Source organism: Bradyrhizobium sp. 23AC, assembly GCF_054863025.1.
The window spans coordinates 194,581-210,403 of sequence record NZ_JAVAYN010000013.1 but is presented as its reverse complement, the minus strand read 5'-3'; the positions used below and the strand labels follow the sequence as shown (position 1 = coordinate 210,403).

Below are 15,823 nucleotides of genomic sequence, written 5' to 3'. Positions count from 1 at the left end.
GCGCGCGCCCCGGAATGACAGCGAGGCGCTTCGCGAACTGGCTTTTGGAGCAAGAATATCAGATGGTAGCGCGATGATTTCCGGTTTACGCCCATTGCCTATTCTCCTGACCTCTCCCTACGTGCGGGGAGAGGGAGCAGCGGTGTAGGTGCCAGGTGAAAGCCATCCGCTACATTTACTGCGTCTTGGAGGATGCGTTCTACACGTTCCTGGCCGACGACGGCTGGGCGATCGCGAGCCACATCGCGCTGTCGACGCTGATGGCGTTGTTCCCGTTCCTGATCGTGCTGACCTCACTCGCGGGCTTCTTCGGCTCCAAGGAACTCGCCGACCAGGCCGCCAGCCTGATGCTGCAGATCTGGCCCAAGCAGGTCGCCGATTCGATCTCGGGCGAGGTACATGACGTGCTGACCACGACCCGCACCGGCATTCTGACGATCGGCGCGGCGCTGTCGGTCTATTTCGCCTCCAACGGAGTCGAGGCCCTCCGGGTCGCACTCAATCGCGCCTATGCGGTGGTGGAGATGCGGCGCTGGTACTGGCTGCGTCTGGAATCGATTGTCTACACGCTGATTGCGGCCTTCACCGCGCTCGCCATGGCGTTCCTGATCGTGCTCGGTCCGCTCTTGATCGAGGCGGCGCGACGCCATATCCCGCTGTTCGTCGAGTCCAACGAAAGCATCCTCACCTGGCTGCGCTACGGCATCACGATCGGTGCGCTGGTGGTGGCGCTGATCATCCTGCACGTCTGGCTGCCGGCGGGACGGCGCGGCTTCCTCCAGATCCTGCCCGGCATCGTCTTCACCATCGTGGCCTCGCTGATATCAGGCATCGTGTTCGGACAATATCTGGCGCGCTTCGCCAACAATTACGTGACCATGTATGCGGGGCTCGCCTCGGTGATCATCGCGCTGGTGTTCCTGTATTTCATCGCCGCGATCTTCGTTTACGGCGGCGAGCTCAATGCCGCGATCATCAAGTCGCGGCTTCCTCACGGCGTGTCGCTTCAAGCAGCGCAGTCGCTAGCGCCCGCGGAGACACAGGCTTAACCAGGAAGGCGTCGGCGCCGGCCTCGCGCGAGGCCGCCTCGTCCTCGCCGCGGCCGGACACCCCGATGATCGGGATCTGAGCCAGCGGCGCCTCCATGGTGCGGATCCGCCGGATGGCCTCGACACCGTCGATGCCCGGCAGCACCATATCCATCAGCACCGCATCGAACGCGCCTTGCGCCAGCCGGCCGACCGCGTCCTCGCCTCGCCCGATGAACTCGGCATGATGGCCGAGCTCGGTCAGAATCGTGTTGAGCACAACGCGGCCGAACGGATTGTCCTCGACGCTGAGGACGCGCAGCGCGGCGACCGCATCTGCCTCGGCTTCACCCTTCGCCTTGCGGGATTTGCGCGGTCCCGCCGCATCGAGCGACACTGTCAGCGTGAAGGTAGCACCACCGCCGCGGCGCGGTGCGACGGTGATGTCGCCGCCCATCGCGCGCGCCAATTGCTTGACCGAGGACAGCCCTAAGCCGGCGCCGCCGAAGCGCGAGGCGATGGTGACATTGGCCTGAGTGAACGGGCGGAACAGCCGCTTGATCTCGGCCATGGTGAGACCGATGCCGCTGTCGGACACCGCGAAGGCGACGCCGACCCTGCCCTTCTCTTTTGGCTTGCCCTTCGTTTTGCCTTTGGCTGGACGCCAGGGCGCGACCTCGAGCGCCACGCCGCCCTGGTCGGTGAACTTCACGGCATTGTCGATCAGGTTCTCGAGCGCGGCGCGCAGGCGGACGGGATCGCCGACCACGAGGCCGGGGAGCTTGTCGGAGATCTCGACCTGGGCCTGGAGACCCTTGGCCGCGGCACGCCCGGCCAGTGAATCGCCAGCGCTGCGGGCGAGCGTGCGGAGATCGAACAGGTCCTGCCGCAGCGTACTTCCGGCCTTGCTGGCCCCCTTGCCGGTTCTGGCGGCATCCACGAACAGCGTGGCAAGGCTCGCCAGATGCTCGGCACCGGCCTTGATGGTGTCGGCCCAGCGCCGTTCCCGCTCGCCAAGATCGGAGGTCGCGAGCAGGTCGCTGATCGCCAGAATGCCGGTCAGGGGGGTGCGGACCTCATGGGCAAAGGCGGCGAGCGCCGCCTGGACGACGTCCGGCGCGACCACCTTGGTGCTGCGCTTGCGCAACCCGCCGGTCGTCCCGGACCGCTTCCGAGGCGGTCGCCTGGACGTCCGCGTGGTGCGCGCTGGGCGCTTTTTCGCCGCCATAAATCCCCTTCGAAGTGTCCCCTTCGAACCCCGGGCTGTCGGCCAAGCATGGCACGGCGGAACCCCCGGAGTCACGGCGGCGTTTCGCTAACCCCCAGAGAAACTTAACCTAATCCCACCAGCTGACGGATGCCGGCAGGCATCCTGCCGGCCGCGCGCAAGGCGCGCAGACCGGTCGAGCGGCTCGATTTCGACAGCTTCCGCCCCTCGCCGTCGCAAATCAGCCGGTGATGACGGTAGGCGGGTTCGGGCAGGCCGAGCAGGACCTGGAGCAGGCGGTGGACGGCGGTGGCGTGAAACAGGTCCTGGCCCCGCACGATCTCGCTGACGCCCTGGAGCGCGTCATCGACGACGACGGACAAATGGTAGCTGGTCGGCGTCTCCTTGCGCGCCAGGACGACGTCACCCCAGGCCTCGGGCCGCGCCCGGACGGTGCCGCGCTCGCCAACAGGCCCCTCGCCCAGCTCATTCCAGGTCAGCCCGGCGACGCGCTGACAGGCGGCCGCCATGTCGAGCCGTAACGCGTAAGGCGCGCCGCTGTCGATCAGGCGCGCCCGCGCGTCGGCGGGCAGCGATTTGGACTCGCCGGGATAAAGCGGCGCGCCGTCGGGATCACGCGGCCACGGGCCATCCGCCTCACGTTCGGAAACGAGCTTTGCGATCTCGGCGCGGCTTTCGAAGGCGGGATAGACGAGGCCGAGCGCCGACAGCTTGTCCAGCGCGGCGCGATAATCGGCGAGATGCTCCGCCTGCCGCCGCACCGGCGTCTCCCAGTCGATCCCGAGCCAGGCCAGATCCTCGTAGATCGCCGCCTCGAATTCCGGCCGGCAGCGCGTCGCATCGATGTCCTCGATCCGCAGCAACAACCGGCCGCCCGACTCGCGAGCGCGGTCGAAATTAAGGAGCGCCGAATAGGCGTGGCCGAGATGCAGGTGGCCGTTGGGACTCGGGGCAAATCGGAAAACGGGTGGTGCCATCACATGAATCTCGTCATGGCCGGGCTCGACCCGGCCATCCATCTTCCAAGGACTCTGTTACGATAGGAGATGGATGCGCGGGTCAAGCCCGCGCATGACGTCGAAGAGAGCTTGCCGATCGCATGACCATCCATCTCGAAACCCAATCCGATCTCGAAGAGGCCGTCCAAGCGCTGATCAAGCGCGATCCCCGCCTCAAACCCGTATTCGAGATCGCGGGCATGCCAGCCTTGCGGCGGCGCGAGCCGGGCTTTGCGGGGCTTGCCCACATCGTCTGCGGGCAGCAGCTGTCGACGGCGAGCGCGGCGGCGATCTGGGGACGGCTGTCCGCGGCCTTCGATCCGTTCGACCACGACGCGGTGCGCCGCGCCCGCGCTGACCGGCTGGGGCGGCTGGGCCTGTCGGCCGCCAAGATCAAGACGCTGAAGCATCTCGCGCGCGAGATCGGCGCTCAGCGGCTGAACCTCGACGTGCTCGCCGAGGAGGATGCCGACGCCGCGCATCACACGTTGATCGCGCTGCCCGGCATCGGCCCCTGGACCGCGGACGTCTATCTCCTGTTCTGCCTCGGTCATGGCGATGCCTGGCCCGCCGGCGACCTCGCCGTGCAGGAGGCCATCCGCGTCGGGCTCGGCCTTCAGGCAAGGCCGACGGAAAAGCAGATGGCGCCGCTCGCCGAACCCTGGCGTCCCCTGCGCGGCGCGGCGGCGCATTTGTGGTGGAGCTATTATCGCGCGGTGAAGAAGCGCGAGGGCGTGCTCGCCGGCTCGGCCTAAAGCGCGACGCGATCAGGATGAAACGTCATCGCGCTTTAGATTGTTGTTCAAGCATGATCTTTTCGGAAAACCGCTGCGCACTTTTCCGGATCATGCTTTAGCCCCGCAGCCTCGCGCGGTCGGCCCGGGCGCATTCGGCGACGAAATCCACGACGGCGCGCACCGCCGGGAGCTCGACGAGGTCGGGATGGGCCAGCAGCCACAGGTCCGCCACGCTGGCGAGCTTTTGCGGGGCGACGCGCACGAGGTCGGGATAGCTTTCCGCGACGAAGCACGAGAGCGCCGAGATTCCAATCCCGGCGCGGACCGCCGCCAGCATGTCGCCCTGGGAAGAGCAGCGCATCACCACCCTGGCCTGCCGCGTGACGACGTCGCTCCAGCGCGCAAGCTGCGCATTGGACGCCTGGTCGGCGAAGCCGACGACGCTATGCTCCTTCCACTCGCCGCGCCGTTCAGGCAAGGACCGCCCCGCGGCATAATCGCGCGAGGCATAGAATCCGGTCCCAAGGCGGCCAATCTTGCGGCCGACCAGGTTTTCCTCGCCGCTGTCGAAAGGCCGCAGCACCACGTCCGCCTCACGCCGGCGCACGCTCGCCGGAAACGGGTGGGTGATGATCTCGAGCTGGACATGATCGTGCGCACGCAGGAAGGCGGGCAGGCGCGGCATCAGCCAATGCGAGGCCAGCGTCGCGCCGATCGAAAGCTTGACGATGCCGCGCGCCTTATGTCCTCCGGCCGCGACCGCGGTCTCGGCCCGCAGCGCCGCCGCCGCCATGGCCTCGGCGTGCTCGCGCAATGTCCGTCCATCCGCCGTCAGCGCCAGGCCGTCGGCGGCGCGCGCCACCAACCTGGTGCCGAGCTGAGCTTCCAGCGCCGCGATCTTGCGACTGACGGTCGGATGGCTGGTGTGCAGCCGGCGGGCGGCGGCGGTGAAGCTTCCGGTATCGGCGACCGCGACGAAGGTCTTGCAAAGATCCCAGTCCAATCGGCACCCCCCGTTCATATCTGAATGGCTATCCGTTCATTATTGAACGACCGGAGCGCGCCGTCCAACCTTATAGTGGGTTCAAATCCGCGACACGGGCGGCAATCGCCCGCGCGACAATCAACAGGGAAACGCCTCGTCCTCCGCCCGCCGGCGGGGCCGCGTTTTCAGGGAGGACATGATGGCGCTGCCCGCTCTCTTGAAGGATTCGCTCGCGCTGCCGGTGGTGGGCTCACCACTCTTCATCGTCTCCGGACCGGAGCTGGTGATCGCCCAGTGCAAGGCCGGCGTCGTCGGCTCGTTTCCGGCGCTCAATGCCCGTCCAGTCGAGAAGCTGGACGAGTGGCTGAGCCGCATCGAGGACGAGCTCGGCCAATACAAATCGCTCAATCCGGGCAGGAAGGTCGCGCCCTACGCGGTCAACCAGATCTGCCACGCCTCCAACGACCGCCTGATGAAGGACATGGAGACCTGCGTCAAACATCGCGTCCCCATCATCATCACCTCGCTGCGGCCGCCAGCGGAGATCGTCGAGGCCGCGCATTCCTATGGCGGGCTGGTGTTCCACGACGTCATCAACGTCAAGCATGCGCGGAAAGCGGCCGAGCACGGCGTCGACGGCCTTATCCTGGTCTGCGCGGGCGCCGGCGGGCATGCCGGAACGCTGTCGCCCTTCGCGCTGGTGCGCGAGGTCAAGCAATGGTTCAAGGGCACGATCCTGCTGTCGGGTGCGATCAGCGACGGCTTTGGCATCGCCTCCGCGCTGACGCTGGGCGCCGACCTCGCCTATATGGGTACGCGTTTCATCGCGACCAAGGAAGCCAACGCCGACGAAGCCTACAAGTCCGCGCTGACGCAGCATGCCGCGCACGACATCGTCTACACCAACCTCTTTACCGGCGTGCACGGCAACTATCTCGGCCCCTCCATCGCCGCCGCGGGACTCGATCCGGACAATCTGCCGATGGCCGACAAGACGAAGATGAATTTCGGCTCAGGCGGCAACACGAAATCAAAGGCCTGGCGCGATATCTGGGGTTCGGGCCAGGGCATCGGCCAGATCACCGATGCGCCTGCCGTCGCCGACCTGGTCGACCGGATGAAGACGGAGTTCGATCAGGCCCGGCAGGATTTCCTGTTGCGCGCCAGCGCCTGACGTCTCGGACTGACAAGAAAAAACGGGAGGACATTATGAAGCTCGCAGCCGCATTGATCGGCATGTCGTTGCTGACGCTTGGGGGCGGCAGCGCCCACGCCGAAGGCAGCGCCGAGATCCGCATCGGACAGACCCTGCCCTATAGCGGCCCGGCCTCCGGCTTCGGCGCGATCGGGCGGACGCAGGAAGCGTTCTTCGACAAGATCAATGCCGAAGGCGGCATCAGCGGCCGCAAGGTCAAGTTCATCACGCTGGACGACGCCTATTCGCCGCCGAAGACGGTCGAGCAGACCCGCAAGCTGGTCGAGCAGGACGAGGTGCTGATGATGTTCGGCTCGCTCGGCACCGCCACCAACAGCGCCGTGCAGCGCTATCTCAACGCCAAGAAGGTGCCGCAGCTGTTCGTGCTCTCGGGCGCCACCAAATGGGCCGAGCCGCAGAAGAATCCGTGGACGATGCCGGGGATGGCGGCCTACGAATCCGAGGGCGTGGTCTATGCCAAATACATTCTGCAGACCAAGCCCGACGCCAGGATCGCGATCCTGGCGCAGAACGACGATTTCGGCCGCGACTATGTCGCGGGCTTCAAGCGCGCGCTCGGAGCCAAGGCGGCCGGCATGATTATCGCCGAGCAGACCTACGAGACCAGCGCGCCGACGATCAGCTCGCAGCTTTCGACTTTGAAGGCCTCGGGCGCCAACGTGCTGTTCGGCGTCGTGCTCGGAAAGTTCACCTCGCAGATGGTCAAGGGCGTGGCCGAGATCGGCTGGAAGCCCGAGCTGTTCTTCGTGCCGACCTCGGCTTCGTCGATTTCGTTCCTGGAGCCGGCCGGGCTCGACAACGCGGTCGGCCTGATCTCGTCGAGCAACCAGAAGGACACGATGGACCCGCAATGGGCCGACGATCCCGGCGTGAAGGAGTATTTTGCCTTCATGAAGCAATACATGCCGAACGCCGACCTTTCCAATTCCAACTACGCGGCCGGCTACCACTATGCGACGCTGCTGATGACGGTGCTGAAGGCGTGCAAGGATGATGTCAGCCGCGACAACATCATGCGCCAGGCGGCCTCGCTGAAGGAGGTGAAGCTGCCGCTGCTGCTGCCGGGAATGTCGGTCACGACGGGCGCCGACGATTATCTGCCGTTCCAGCAGCTTCAGCTCCGCCGCTTCAACGGCAAGAGCTGGGTCGGCTTCGGCGACGTGCTGGACGATCGCTAGGCTCGCGCGGGAAGGACACGCCATGATCATCAGCGGCGAGCGCCGGATCAGCTATGACGAGATCCAGTCACGCATCAGGCGGGCGGCGAGCGGATTCCGCGCCCTGGGCCTTGCCGAGGCCGCACCGGTTGCGATGATGCTGCGCAACGATTTCGCCCTGTTCGAGGTGGTTGCGGCCTCCGCCGCACTCGGCAGCCCCGTGGTGCCGATCAACTGGCATCTCAAGGCCGAGGAGGTCCGCTACATCCTGACCGACAGCGGCGCGAAGATCCTGGTCTGCCACGCCGACCTGCTGCCGCAGATTCGCGACGGCGTGGCGCCGGATGTCCGCCTCCTCGTGGTCGCGACGCCGCCCGAGCTGGCGGCGACCTTCGCCATCGCCCCGGAGCTGACCGCGGTCCCGGCCGGACTGACCGATTGGGAGCGCTGGCGCGACGGCCATCCTGAGACTCAGGAACCGCCGCGCCGGGCCGCGGCAATGATCTACACGTCGGGCACGACAGGCATGCCGAAGGGCGTGCGGCGCATGCCGATGCAGCCCGAGCAGGCGGCCGCTTCCGAACGTGTCGGCGCGATCGCCTATGGCATCAAGCCGCGGGACAGCCAAATCGTGCTGATCAACGGGCCGATGTATCACTCGGCGCCGCATTCCTACGGCATGATGGCGTTCCGCAACGGCTGCACCGTCATCCTCCAGCCGCGGTTCGACGCGGAGGAACTGCTGGCGCTGATCGAGCGTCACCGCGTGACGCACATCCACATGGTGCCGACCATGTTCGTGCGGCTGCTGCGGCTGCCCGAGGCGGTCCGGCGTCGCTGCGACCTGTCGTCGCTGCGCTTCGTCGTGCACGGGGCTGCGCCCTGCCCGCCCGAGGTGAAGAAGGCGATGATCGATTGGTGGGGGCCGGTCATCAACGAGTATTTCGGCTCGACCGAGACCGGGATCCCGGTGTGGCACTCTGCCGAGGAGGCGCTGAAGAAGCCCGGCACCGTCGGCCGCGCCATCGAAGGCGGCATCGTCAGTATCTTCCGCGACGACGGCAGCCCGTGCAACGCCAACGAGGTCGGCGAAATCTACATGCGCCAGACGGCGGTGCCCGATTTCGATTATCATGGCAAGGCACAGGCGCGCGCCGAGGCGGGGCGCGACGGCCTCGTCAGCGTCGGCGACGTCGGCTATCTCGACGAGGACGGCTATCTGTTTCTGTGCGACCGCAAGCGCGACATGGTGATATCGGGCGGCGTCAACATCTATCCCGCCGAGATCGAGAACGTGCTGATCGGCATGCCCGGCGTGCGCGATTGCGCCGTGTTCGGCATTCCCGACCCGGAATATGGCGAGCGGCTATGTGCCTGCATCGAGCCCGACACCGGCGAGCAGCTCTCGGCCGCCGCAGTGCAGGCTTTTCTGCGCGAGCGGCTGGCGAACTTCAAGGTACCGAAGGAGATCCGGTTCCTGGATGCGCTGCCCCGGGAGGCGACCGGAAAGATCTTCAAGCGCAAGCTGCGCGATCCCTATTGGACCGGCCGCGGTCCGGGCGGCGCTTAGACCTTCTCCGGCCGGCGTCCGCGCGAGTGGAATGCCAGGCCATATACCGCCCGAGCAGGGCTGCATGCCTGCCTCGCTCGGGTCCGCAGCTTTTGGCGGGCGAGGAAACCGTATAGCGTTCGATCTCAGAGGAAACGCCGCGAAAGACGGCCAAGAGGTCGCGCATGCTCGACAAGACCAAGGATCTATCCGCGTGCGCCCAGGCCTGGCTCGATGAATTCGAGCGCGCGCTGGGCAGGCCCGATCCCGCCACGCTGGACCGCCTCTTCCTCGCCGACAGCTTTTGGCGCGACGTGTTGGCGCTGAGCTGGAACCTGCAAACGATCGCCGGGCGCGAGACGATTGCTCAAGCGCTGACCGCGCTCGCGCCCAAGGCGGCACCGACCAGCTTCAAGATCGCGCCGAACCGCGCGCCGCCGCGCTGGGTGACACGCGCCGGCACCAATAACATCGAAGCGATCTTCGATTTCGAAACCGCGACCGGGCGCGGCAGCGGCATCGTCAGGCTCGTTCCCGACGGCGCCGACGGCGACCGCCTGAAGGCGTGGACGCTGCTCACCGCGCTCGACGAGCTCAAGGGATTCGAGGAGCAGCTCGGCACGTCGCGACCGCGCGGCCAGGCCTATTCCCGCGATTTCCGCGGGCCGAACTGGCTCGATTTGCGCAACGCCTCGCGCGACTATGCCGATCGCGATCCGGCCGTGCTCGTGGTCGGCGGCGGCCAGGCCGGGCTCGCGATCGCAGCCCGGCTGAAGCAGTTGAAGGTCGATGCGCTGATCGTCGATCGCGAGATGCGGATCGGCGACAATTGGCGCAAGCGTTATCATGCGCTCACCCTGCACAACCAGGTGCAGGTCAATCACCTCCCCTACATGCCGTTTCCGCCGAACTGGCCGGTCTATATCCCCAAGGACAAGCTCGCCAATTGGTTCGAGGCTTACGTCGATGCCATGGAGCTGAACTTCTGGACCGGCACCGAATTCGCAGGCGGCGCCTATGACGAGGCGAACGGGCGCTGGACGGTCACCCTGCGGCGCGTCGACGGCAGCAAGCGGACCATGCATCCGCGCCATGTCATCATGGCGACCGGCGTCAGCGGCATCGCCAATATTCCTGATATTCCGACGCTCGACAGTTTCAAGGGAACGCTGCTTCATTCCAGCCGCTATGAGGATGGCGAGAGCTGGACAGGCAAGCGCGCGATCGTCATCGGCACCGGCAACAGCGGTCACGACATCGCGCAGGATCTTCATTCCAGCGGCGCTGAGGTGACGCTGGTGCAGCGCGCAGCCACGGTGGTCACCAATATCGAGCCGTCGGCGCAGCTCGCTTATGCGACCTACAACGAAGGCACGCTCGAGGATAATGATTTGATCGCGGCCTCGATGCCGACGCCGCTGGCGAAGAAGACGCATGTGATGCTGACCGAGAAATCGAAGCAGCTCGACAAGGAGCTGCTCGACGGCCTCTCCCGCGTCGGCTTCAAGCTCGACTTCGGCGAGGCCGGCACCGGTTGGCAGTTCAAATATCTCACCCGCGGCGGCGGCTATTATTTCAACGTCGGCTGCTCCAACCTGATCGTCGAGGGCGCGATCAAGCTCAGGCAGTTTGCCGACATTGAGGGCTTCGTCACCGAGGGCGCACGGATGAAGGACGGCACCCTCCTTCCCGCCGATCTCATCGTCTTGTCGACCGGCTACAAGCCGCAGGAATATCTGGTGCGAAAGCTGTTCGGCGAGGCCATCGCCGACCGCGTCGGCCCGATCTGGGGCTTTGGCGACGGTTTTGAGCTGCGCAACATGTATGCGCGCACGAGGCAGCCCGGGCTCTGGTTCATCGCCGGCAGCCTCGCGCAATGCCGGATCAACTCGAAATATCTCGCGCTGCAGATCAAGGCGATCGAGGAAGGGATGTTGGGGCTTGAGGTAGGCACGGCTTGAGCCCCTCGTCATTGCGCGGATGCAACGAGCACGACAGGAACAACTGAAGGAAGGGACACCCATGCCAGCCATTCTCGGCAGCGGCGAGCACCGCTACCGCGTCGTCGACAATTTCGCGAAGCTGCCCGACGGCTGGCAGCTCACCGACGTCGCCTCCGTCGCGGTCGACAGCAAGGACCGTGTCTACGTCTTCAACCGCGGTGCTCACCCGATGGTGGTGCTCGACCGCGACGGCAATTTCCTGCGCAGTTGGGGCGAAGGGCTGTTCTCGCGCGCGCACGGCCTGCACATCGACGCCGACGACAATCTCTACTGCACCGATGACGGCGACCACACCGTGCGCAAATGCACCACGGACGGCAAGGTGCTGCTGACGATCGGCATCCCCGAGAAGCCGGCGCCGTTCATGAGCGGCGATCCCTTCCACCGCTGCACCCACACCGCGCTGTCGCCGAAGGGCGAGATCTACGTCTCCGACGGCTATGGCAATGCGCGCGTGCACAAATTCACGCCGGACGGCAAGCTGCTCAAGAGCTGGGGCGAGCCCGGCACCGATCCCGGCCAGTTCAACATCGTGCACAATATTGCCACCGATGCAGATGGCTGGGTCTATGTCGCCGACCGCGAGAACCACCGCGTGCAGGTGTTCAATGGCGAGGGCAAATACGAGACGCAGTGGAACAACCTGCATCGGCCCTGCGCGCTGTGCTGTTGCGGTGGGACCAAGAGCCCGACTTTCGTGATCGGCGAGCTTGGCCCGGGCCTTGCCATCAACCGCAATGTGCCCAATCTCGGCCCGAGGCTGTCGATCGTGGACGCCAAGGGCAAGCGCATCGCACGCCTCGGCGGCGAGGAAGGGCCGGGTGTTGCGAGCGGAAAGTTCCTGGCGCCCCACGGCATCGCGCTGGATTCCAGGGGCGACATCTATGTCGGCGAGGTCGGCGTCACCAACTGGGACACCAGCTTTCCCGACGAGGAGATGCCGGCCGCAGTGCGCGCGACACGGTGCTTGCAGAAGCTGGAACGGGTACGGGAGTAGCTGCCGCGGCAGGGCCGCGACGCGCTGGTCACGGCAGTTCCGCGCCAGCCGCGCACCTCCCCCAAATCGCGGCTTTTTGAGCGCTTTCGCCACCCCGGCGCCGCATTGCTTGCACCTGAATAAGTCGCTCAGCGGGCTTCACAATCCCGTCACGCTGCATGTAGTATGTCAGTACATGCTGCTTCGCAGCGTATATTGGAGGCCGGGAGCGTTACTTGAACGCACATGTCTCGCAAGGCAGTTGGCCGGTGTTGGTGCTGAATGCGGACTTCCGGCCGCTGAGTTACTACCCGCTGTCTCTTTGGTCGTGGCAGGACGCGATCAAGGCGGTGTTCCTCGATCGCGTCAACATCGTCGCACATTACGATCAGGCGGTTCATAGCCCTACGCTGCAAATGCAGCTGCCGAGCGTCGTCTCGCTCAAATCCTTCGTCAAGCCGACCACCCATCCGGCCTTCACCCGGTTCAACGTCTTCCTGCGCGATCGTTTCGCCTGCCAGTATTGCGGCTCTCCCGAAGACCTGACCTTCGATCACATCATCCCGCGCAGCAAAGGCGGCCAGACCACCTGGGAGAACGTGGTCGCGGCATGCTCGCCGTGTAACCTGCGCAAGGGCAATCTCACGCCGGTGCAGGCAAAAATGTTTCCGCGCCAGCACGCCTTCGCCCCGACCGTGCACCAGCTTCACCGCAACGGCCGCCTGTTCCCGCCGAACTATCTGCACGATAGTTGGCTCGACTATCTGTACTGGGATACGGAGCTGGATCCGTAGGGTTCGGAGCCGGCGATGCGGTTCGGTCGTCCTCGCGGCATGCGATCAGCCATCGTCGCGGCTGCTTTTGCAATCGGCTGGCCCGCCACGGTCTATGGGCTGGACTGCGGTCTTCCGATGCCCGCTTCTTTCGAAGCGATCGATCCGAATGTCGATCCAACCAAGAGAGCCGTTGATCTCGAGGCGCGTGTCGCTCTCGATACTCTGAGCCCAATTGTCTTCAGCGGCCGTCTCGTCAGCATCCGCCACCTCTCCGAACCAGACTCGGGGATTGAGCTGCTCGGATTCAGGGACGTCAAGGTGCTGAGGGGCGAGCTTCCTCGCAGCAACATCGATGGGATCGCCGTGGTCGCACTCGACAGATGGTGTGACGGCGGCTGCGCTCACCGCCCATTCGAGTGGGCTCCTGGCGCTCTGCTTACGATCGGAGTTTCCCCTAGCCCCGACAAGGTCACCAGTGGGGGCAAGATGCTGTATCGAGGGCGGATCGACGGCCAGTTCGGCCCCTGCCGCGGCGGCCTACTTTCGCCGCTCAAATTGATGCTGCTTGCGGCGCCTCCAGAGGAGATCGCGCGGCTCGAGCGCGACTACCCGCCCCACAAGCGCCCCTAGGCAGTCTCACCCCCCGATCGCGTTCCGTGCCACCACGTCGCGATAGAACGCCGCGCTCAGCTTCGGCACCCTTGCCTGGGTCTCGAAATCGACCCGGTAGAGGCCGAAGCGCTTGCCGTAGCCGAAGATCCACTCGAAATTGTCCATCAGGCTCCAGAGAAAGTAGCCGCGGATCGGCACGCCCTCGGCGGTCGCGCGCTGCATCTGGGACAGGTAATTGCGCAGGAACATGAGGCGGTCGAGGTCGTAGACCTGGCCCTCGGCAGAGATCTTGTCCTCGGACGAGGTGCCGTTCTCGCTGATGTAGATATTCTCGATGTTCCAGATCTTTGCCGCCAGGCGCGGCGCCCAGTAGATCACTTCGGGGCCGACCCGCAGCCATTCCGAATTCATGTGCGGGAACGAGGTGGGGAACGGCAGCACGTGGAAGCCGGGCGCGCGGTCGGAAGCCGTGACGTAATATTGCGGCGCGTAGATATTGAGGCCGACGAAATCGTTCGGCGCGCCGATGATCTTCAATTCCTCGGCAGTGAATTTCGGCGAGTCCGCGCCGGCATAGGCGAGGAAACCGTCGGTATATCTGCCCTCCAGCACCACGCCGAGAAAGCCGGCATTGAGTTCGCGCGTCGCGATCTCGGCGGCGCGGATGTTTTCCGGCGTCGCGATCGCCGGCACGCAGGCGGCGATGTTTTCGGCCGCGCCGACGCGGGTGCCGGCGCGGCCGGCGGCGCGGATCGCCTGCACGGCAAGCCCGTGCGCCAGCGCGACGTGGTGGCGCGCCTGGTTGAGTTGCGCGGTCGGCAGCTTGAGACCGGGCGCATCGATGCCCCAGCCATAGCCGAAATTCACGAAACGCCCGACCTCGTTCACGGTGAAGACGTTCTTCACGCGATCGGTCAGGCGCGCGGCTATATGCGCAGCGTAGTCAGCAAAAGCCTTCGACGTGTCGCTCGACGACCAGCCCCCGACGCGGTCCTGGAGTGCCTGCGGCAAGTCCCAATGGTAGAGCGTCGCGTAAGGCTCGATGCCGTTCGCGAGCAGTTCGTCGACGAGGCGGTCGTAGAAGTCGAGGCCCTCAGGATTGGGCTGGCCCGTCCCATCCGGAAACACGCGCGGCCATGCGATCGAGAAACGGTAGGCCTTGACGCCGAGCGCCTTGATCAGCGCGACGTCTTCCTTGTAGCGATGATAGTGCTCGTTGGCGCGGTCGCCGGTCGAGCCGTCCTCGATCTTGCCGGGGATGTGGCTGAAGATATCCCAGATCGACTTGCCGCGACCGTCCTCGTTGACCGCGCCTTCGATCTGGTAGGATGAGGTCGCCGTCCCCCACAGAAAATCCTTCGGGAACGGCGCCGGCAGGTGGCGGTCGGTCGAAGCGGACTTTTCATTCTCCGCGGCCCGGACACCTGCGGCTACGCCCAGCGCGGCGAGGCCCGTGAGCTTGGCAAAACGGCGCCGCGAGACATCGGCTGACATCGCTATCTCCGTGCCAGCTCCAGATCGATCTGATAGGCCGAAATCCGGTCGATCTCGAATGCGACGCTCGACGGCGATTCCGCGTCGACGGGACCGACGCCGAGAAAGAATTTCGACCCGATCGCGAGATTGACGATCATGTACATGGGATCGTCGAAGCCGATCGGCACCTTGATGTCGGAGACCGGCCTGCGGTCGATGAAATAGACCAGCCGATCCTCCTGCCACAGCACACCGTAATTGTGGAATACGCTCGATGCGTCGCCGACCGCGAAATCGAAGCCGCAGGACTGGATCTTCTGGGTCGAGGGGATCCGCCAATGCGTCGTCATCACGAGATCGCCCGGCCGCTCGCCGCGGCCTTCCAGCACGTCGACCTCCGGCGGCCAGCCGCCGTCGTCCGCCAGCATCCAGAACGCCGGCCACACCGCATGGCCGACCGGCACCTTGGCACGAATTTCGAAATATCCGTGCTTCTGGGCGAACGTGCCCTGGGTCGTCAGGATGCCCGAGATGTACTCGTTGTTGAACAGCAGCTGTTTCAATTCCGGCGGCGTTCGGCTGGCGATGATCGACAGCACGCCGTCCTTCACCCTGAACGGATCGAGCCCGAGCGGCGCGGCCGCGCGGCCGGCATAGCGCGGGTCGACGTAGATCTGCTGCTCGCCATTGGCGCTGGTCTTGCGCTTGAAGTCGGAGCCGTCGCCGCCCCAATAGCGTGCCTCTGGCCAGGCCGCGCCGCCGGCATAATGCGGGACCCAGCGTCCGTTCGACAGCGGATGCTCGTCAAAATCCTCGCTGAAAGTCCGGCGCAGCGGCAGGAACACCAGCGAGGCCGGATTGACCGTGTCGAGCCGGCGACACTCGATGGTGGAAGGATCGGTCGTGACCTGCAGCGACATGCTCGCCGGCGCGCCATCGAGCTCATCCTGCGCGATACAAGGCGCTGGCAGCACGCCAAGGCCGACCGCAACCAGAGTGCCCCTCGTCCAACGGCCGATCATCACCGCACTCGAAGATGCCACGACATGCGCAGAGGTTAGCTCATCCGTCTTCGCGCGGGC

At 65.5% G+C, this 15,823-nt stretch carries 14 protein-coding genes; 9 read left to right on the top strand and 5 right to left on the bottom strand.

Annotated features, from left to right (window positions below; all coding sequences use genetic code 11):
• Positions 1 to 155 precede the first annotated feature (155 nt).
• On the top strand, positions 156 to 1,049 hold the full coding sequence (locus RAD10_RS27135) for a YihY/virulence factor BrkB family protein (RefSeq protein WP_091960235.1): 894 nt from the start codon (positions 156 to 158) through the stop codon (positions 1,047 to 1,049).
• Here the strand turns inward: RAD10_RS27135 and RAD10_RS27130 are convergent.
• Both RAD10_RS27130 and gluQRS read right to left on the bottom strand, forming a co-directional pair.
• Positions 976 to 2,256, bottom strand: coding sequence for an ATP-binding protein (locus RAD10_RS27130; RefSeq protein ID WP_461619896.1), 1,281 nt, complete (start codon positions 2,254 to 2,256; stop codon positions 976 to 978). The two genes, RAD10_RS27135 and RAD10_RS27130, sit on opposite strands and share 74 nt — an antisense overlap.
• Before the next feature lie 104 nt (positions 2,257 to 2,360).
• Complete coding sequence (gene gluQRS, locus RAD10_RS27125; protein WP_461619895.1) at positions 2,361 to 3,233, bottom strand: tRNA glutamyl-Q(34) synthetase GluQRS; 873 nt, start codon at positions 3,231 to 3,233, stop codon at positions 2,361 to 2,363.
• A 122-nt stretch (positions 3,234 to 3,355) separates the two neighbouring features.
• On the opposite strand from gluQRS, the gene RAD10_RS27120 reads away from it, so the two are divergent.
• Positions 3,356 to 4,009, top strand: a complete 654-nt coding sequence (locus RAD10_RS27120; protein WP_461619894.1) for a DNA-3-methyladenine glycosylase family protein — start codon at positions 3,356 to 3,358, stop codon at positions 4,007 to 4,009.
• Positions 4,010 to 4,106: 97 nt separating this feature from the next.
• Here the strand turns inward: RAD10_RS27120 and RAD10_RS27115 are convergent, their stop codons facing one another.
• Positions 4,107 to 4,994: a LysR family transcriptional regulator gene (locus RAD10_RS27115; protein ID WP_091960223.1), complete on the bottom strand. Its 888-nt coding sequence runs from the start codon at positions 4,992 to 4,994 to the stop codon at positions 4,107 to 4,109.
• A gap of 181 nt (positions 4,995 to 5,175) precedes the next feature.
• Between RAD10_RS27115 and RAD10_RS27110 the strand changes: the two genes are divergently transcribed.
• The 7 genes from RAD10_RS27110 to RAD10_RS27080 all read left to right on the top strand — a co-directional run bounded on the left by RAD10_RS27110 (position 5,176) and on the right by RAD10_RS27080 (position 13,283).
• On the top strand, positions 5,176 to 6,150 hold the full coding sequence (locus RAD10_RS27110) for an NAD(P)H-dependent flavin oxidoreductase (RefSeq protein ID WP_461619911.1): 975 nt from the start codon (positions 5,176 to 5,178) through the stop codon (positions 6,148 to 6,150).
• 35 nt (positions 6,151 to 6,185) lie between these two features.
• Positions 6,186 to 7,370: an ABC transporter substrate-binding protein gene (locus RAD10_RS27105; protein ID WP_461619893.1), complete on the top strand. Its 1,185-nt coding sequence runs from the start codon at positions 6,186 to 6,188 to the stop codon at positions 7,368 to 7,370.
• A 22-nt stretch (positions 7,371 to 7,392) separates the two neighbouring features.
• Positions 7,393 to 8,919 carry an acyl-CoA synthetase gene (locus RAD10_RS27100; protein WP_461619892.1) on the top strand — a complete coding sequence of 509 codons (1,527 nt, stop codon included), beginning with the start codon at positions 7,393 to 7,395 and terminating at the stop codon, positions 8,917 to 8,919.
• A gap of 164 nt (positions 8,920 to 9,083) precedes the next feature.
• A complete protein-coding gene (locus RAD10_RS27095) occupies positions 9,084 to 10,859 on the top strand; it encodes a flavin-containing monooxygenase (protein WP_461619891.1) in 1,776 nt (591 codons plus the stop codon).
• 61 nt (positions 10,860 to 10,920) lie between these two features.
• Positions 10,921 to 11,898: a peptidyl-alpha-hydroxyglycine alpha-amidating lyase family protein gene (locus tag RAD10_RS27090; protein WP_461619890.1), complete on the top strand. Its 978-nt coding sequence runs from the start codon at positions 10,921 to 10,923 to the stop codon at positions 11,896 to 11,898.
• 215 nt (positions 11,899 to 12,113) lie between these two features.
• Positions 12,114 to 12,671, top strand: coding sequence for an HNH endonuclease (locus RAD10_RS27085; protein ID WP_018316280.1), 558 nt, complete (start codon positions 12,114 to 12,116; stop codon positions 12,669 to 12,671).
• A 15-nt stretch (positions 12,672 to 12,686) separates the two neighbouring features.
• The gene (locus tag RAD10_RS27080; RefSeq protein ID WP_461619889.1) at positions 12,687 to 13,283 is read left to right on the top strand and encodes a hypothetical protein; all 597 of its coding nucleotides are present in this window, start codon (positions 12,687 to 12,689) and stop codon (positions 13,281 to 13,283) included.
• Between the two features lie 6 nt (positions 13,284 to 13,289).
• Here the strand turns inward: RAD10_RS27080 and RAD10_RS27075 are convergent, their stop codons facing one another.
• Positions 13,290 to 14,759: a GH1 family beta-glucosidase gene (locus RAD10_RS27075; RefSeq protein WP_461619888.1), complete on the bottom strand. Its 1,470-nt coding sequence runs from the start codon at positions 14,757 to 14,759 to the stop codon at positions 13,290 to 13,292.
• A 2-nt stretch (positions 14,760 to 14,761) separates the two neighbouring features.
• A complete protein-coding gene (locus RAD10_RS27070; protein ID WP_461619887.1) occupies positions 14,762 to 15,763 on the bottom strand; it encodes a glycoside hydrolase family 16 protein in 1,002 nt (333 codons plus the stop codon).
• Positions 15,764 to 15,823: the final 60 nt, after the last annotated feature.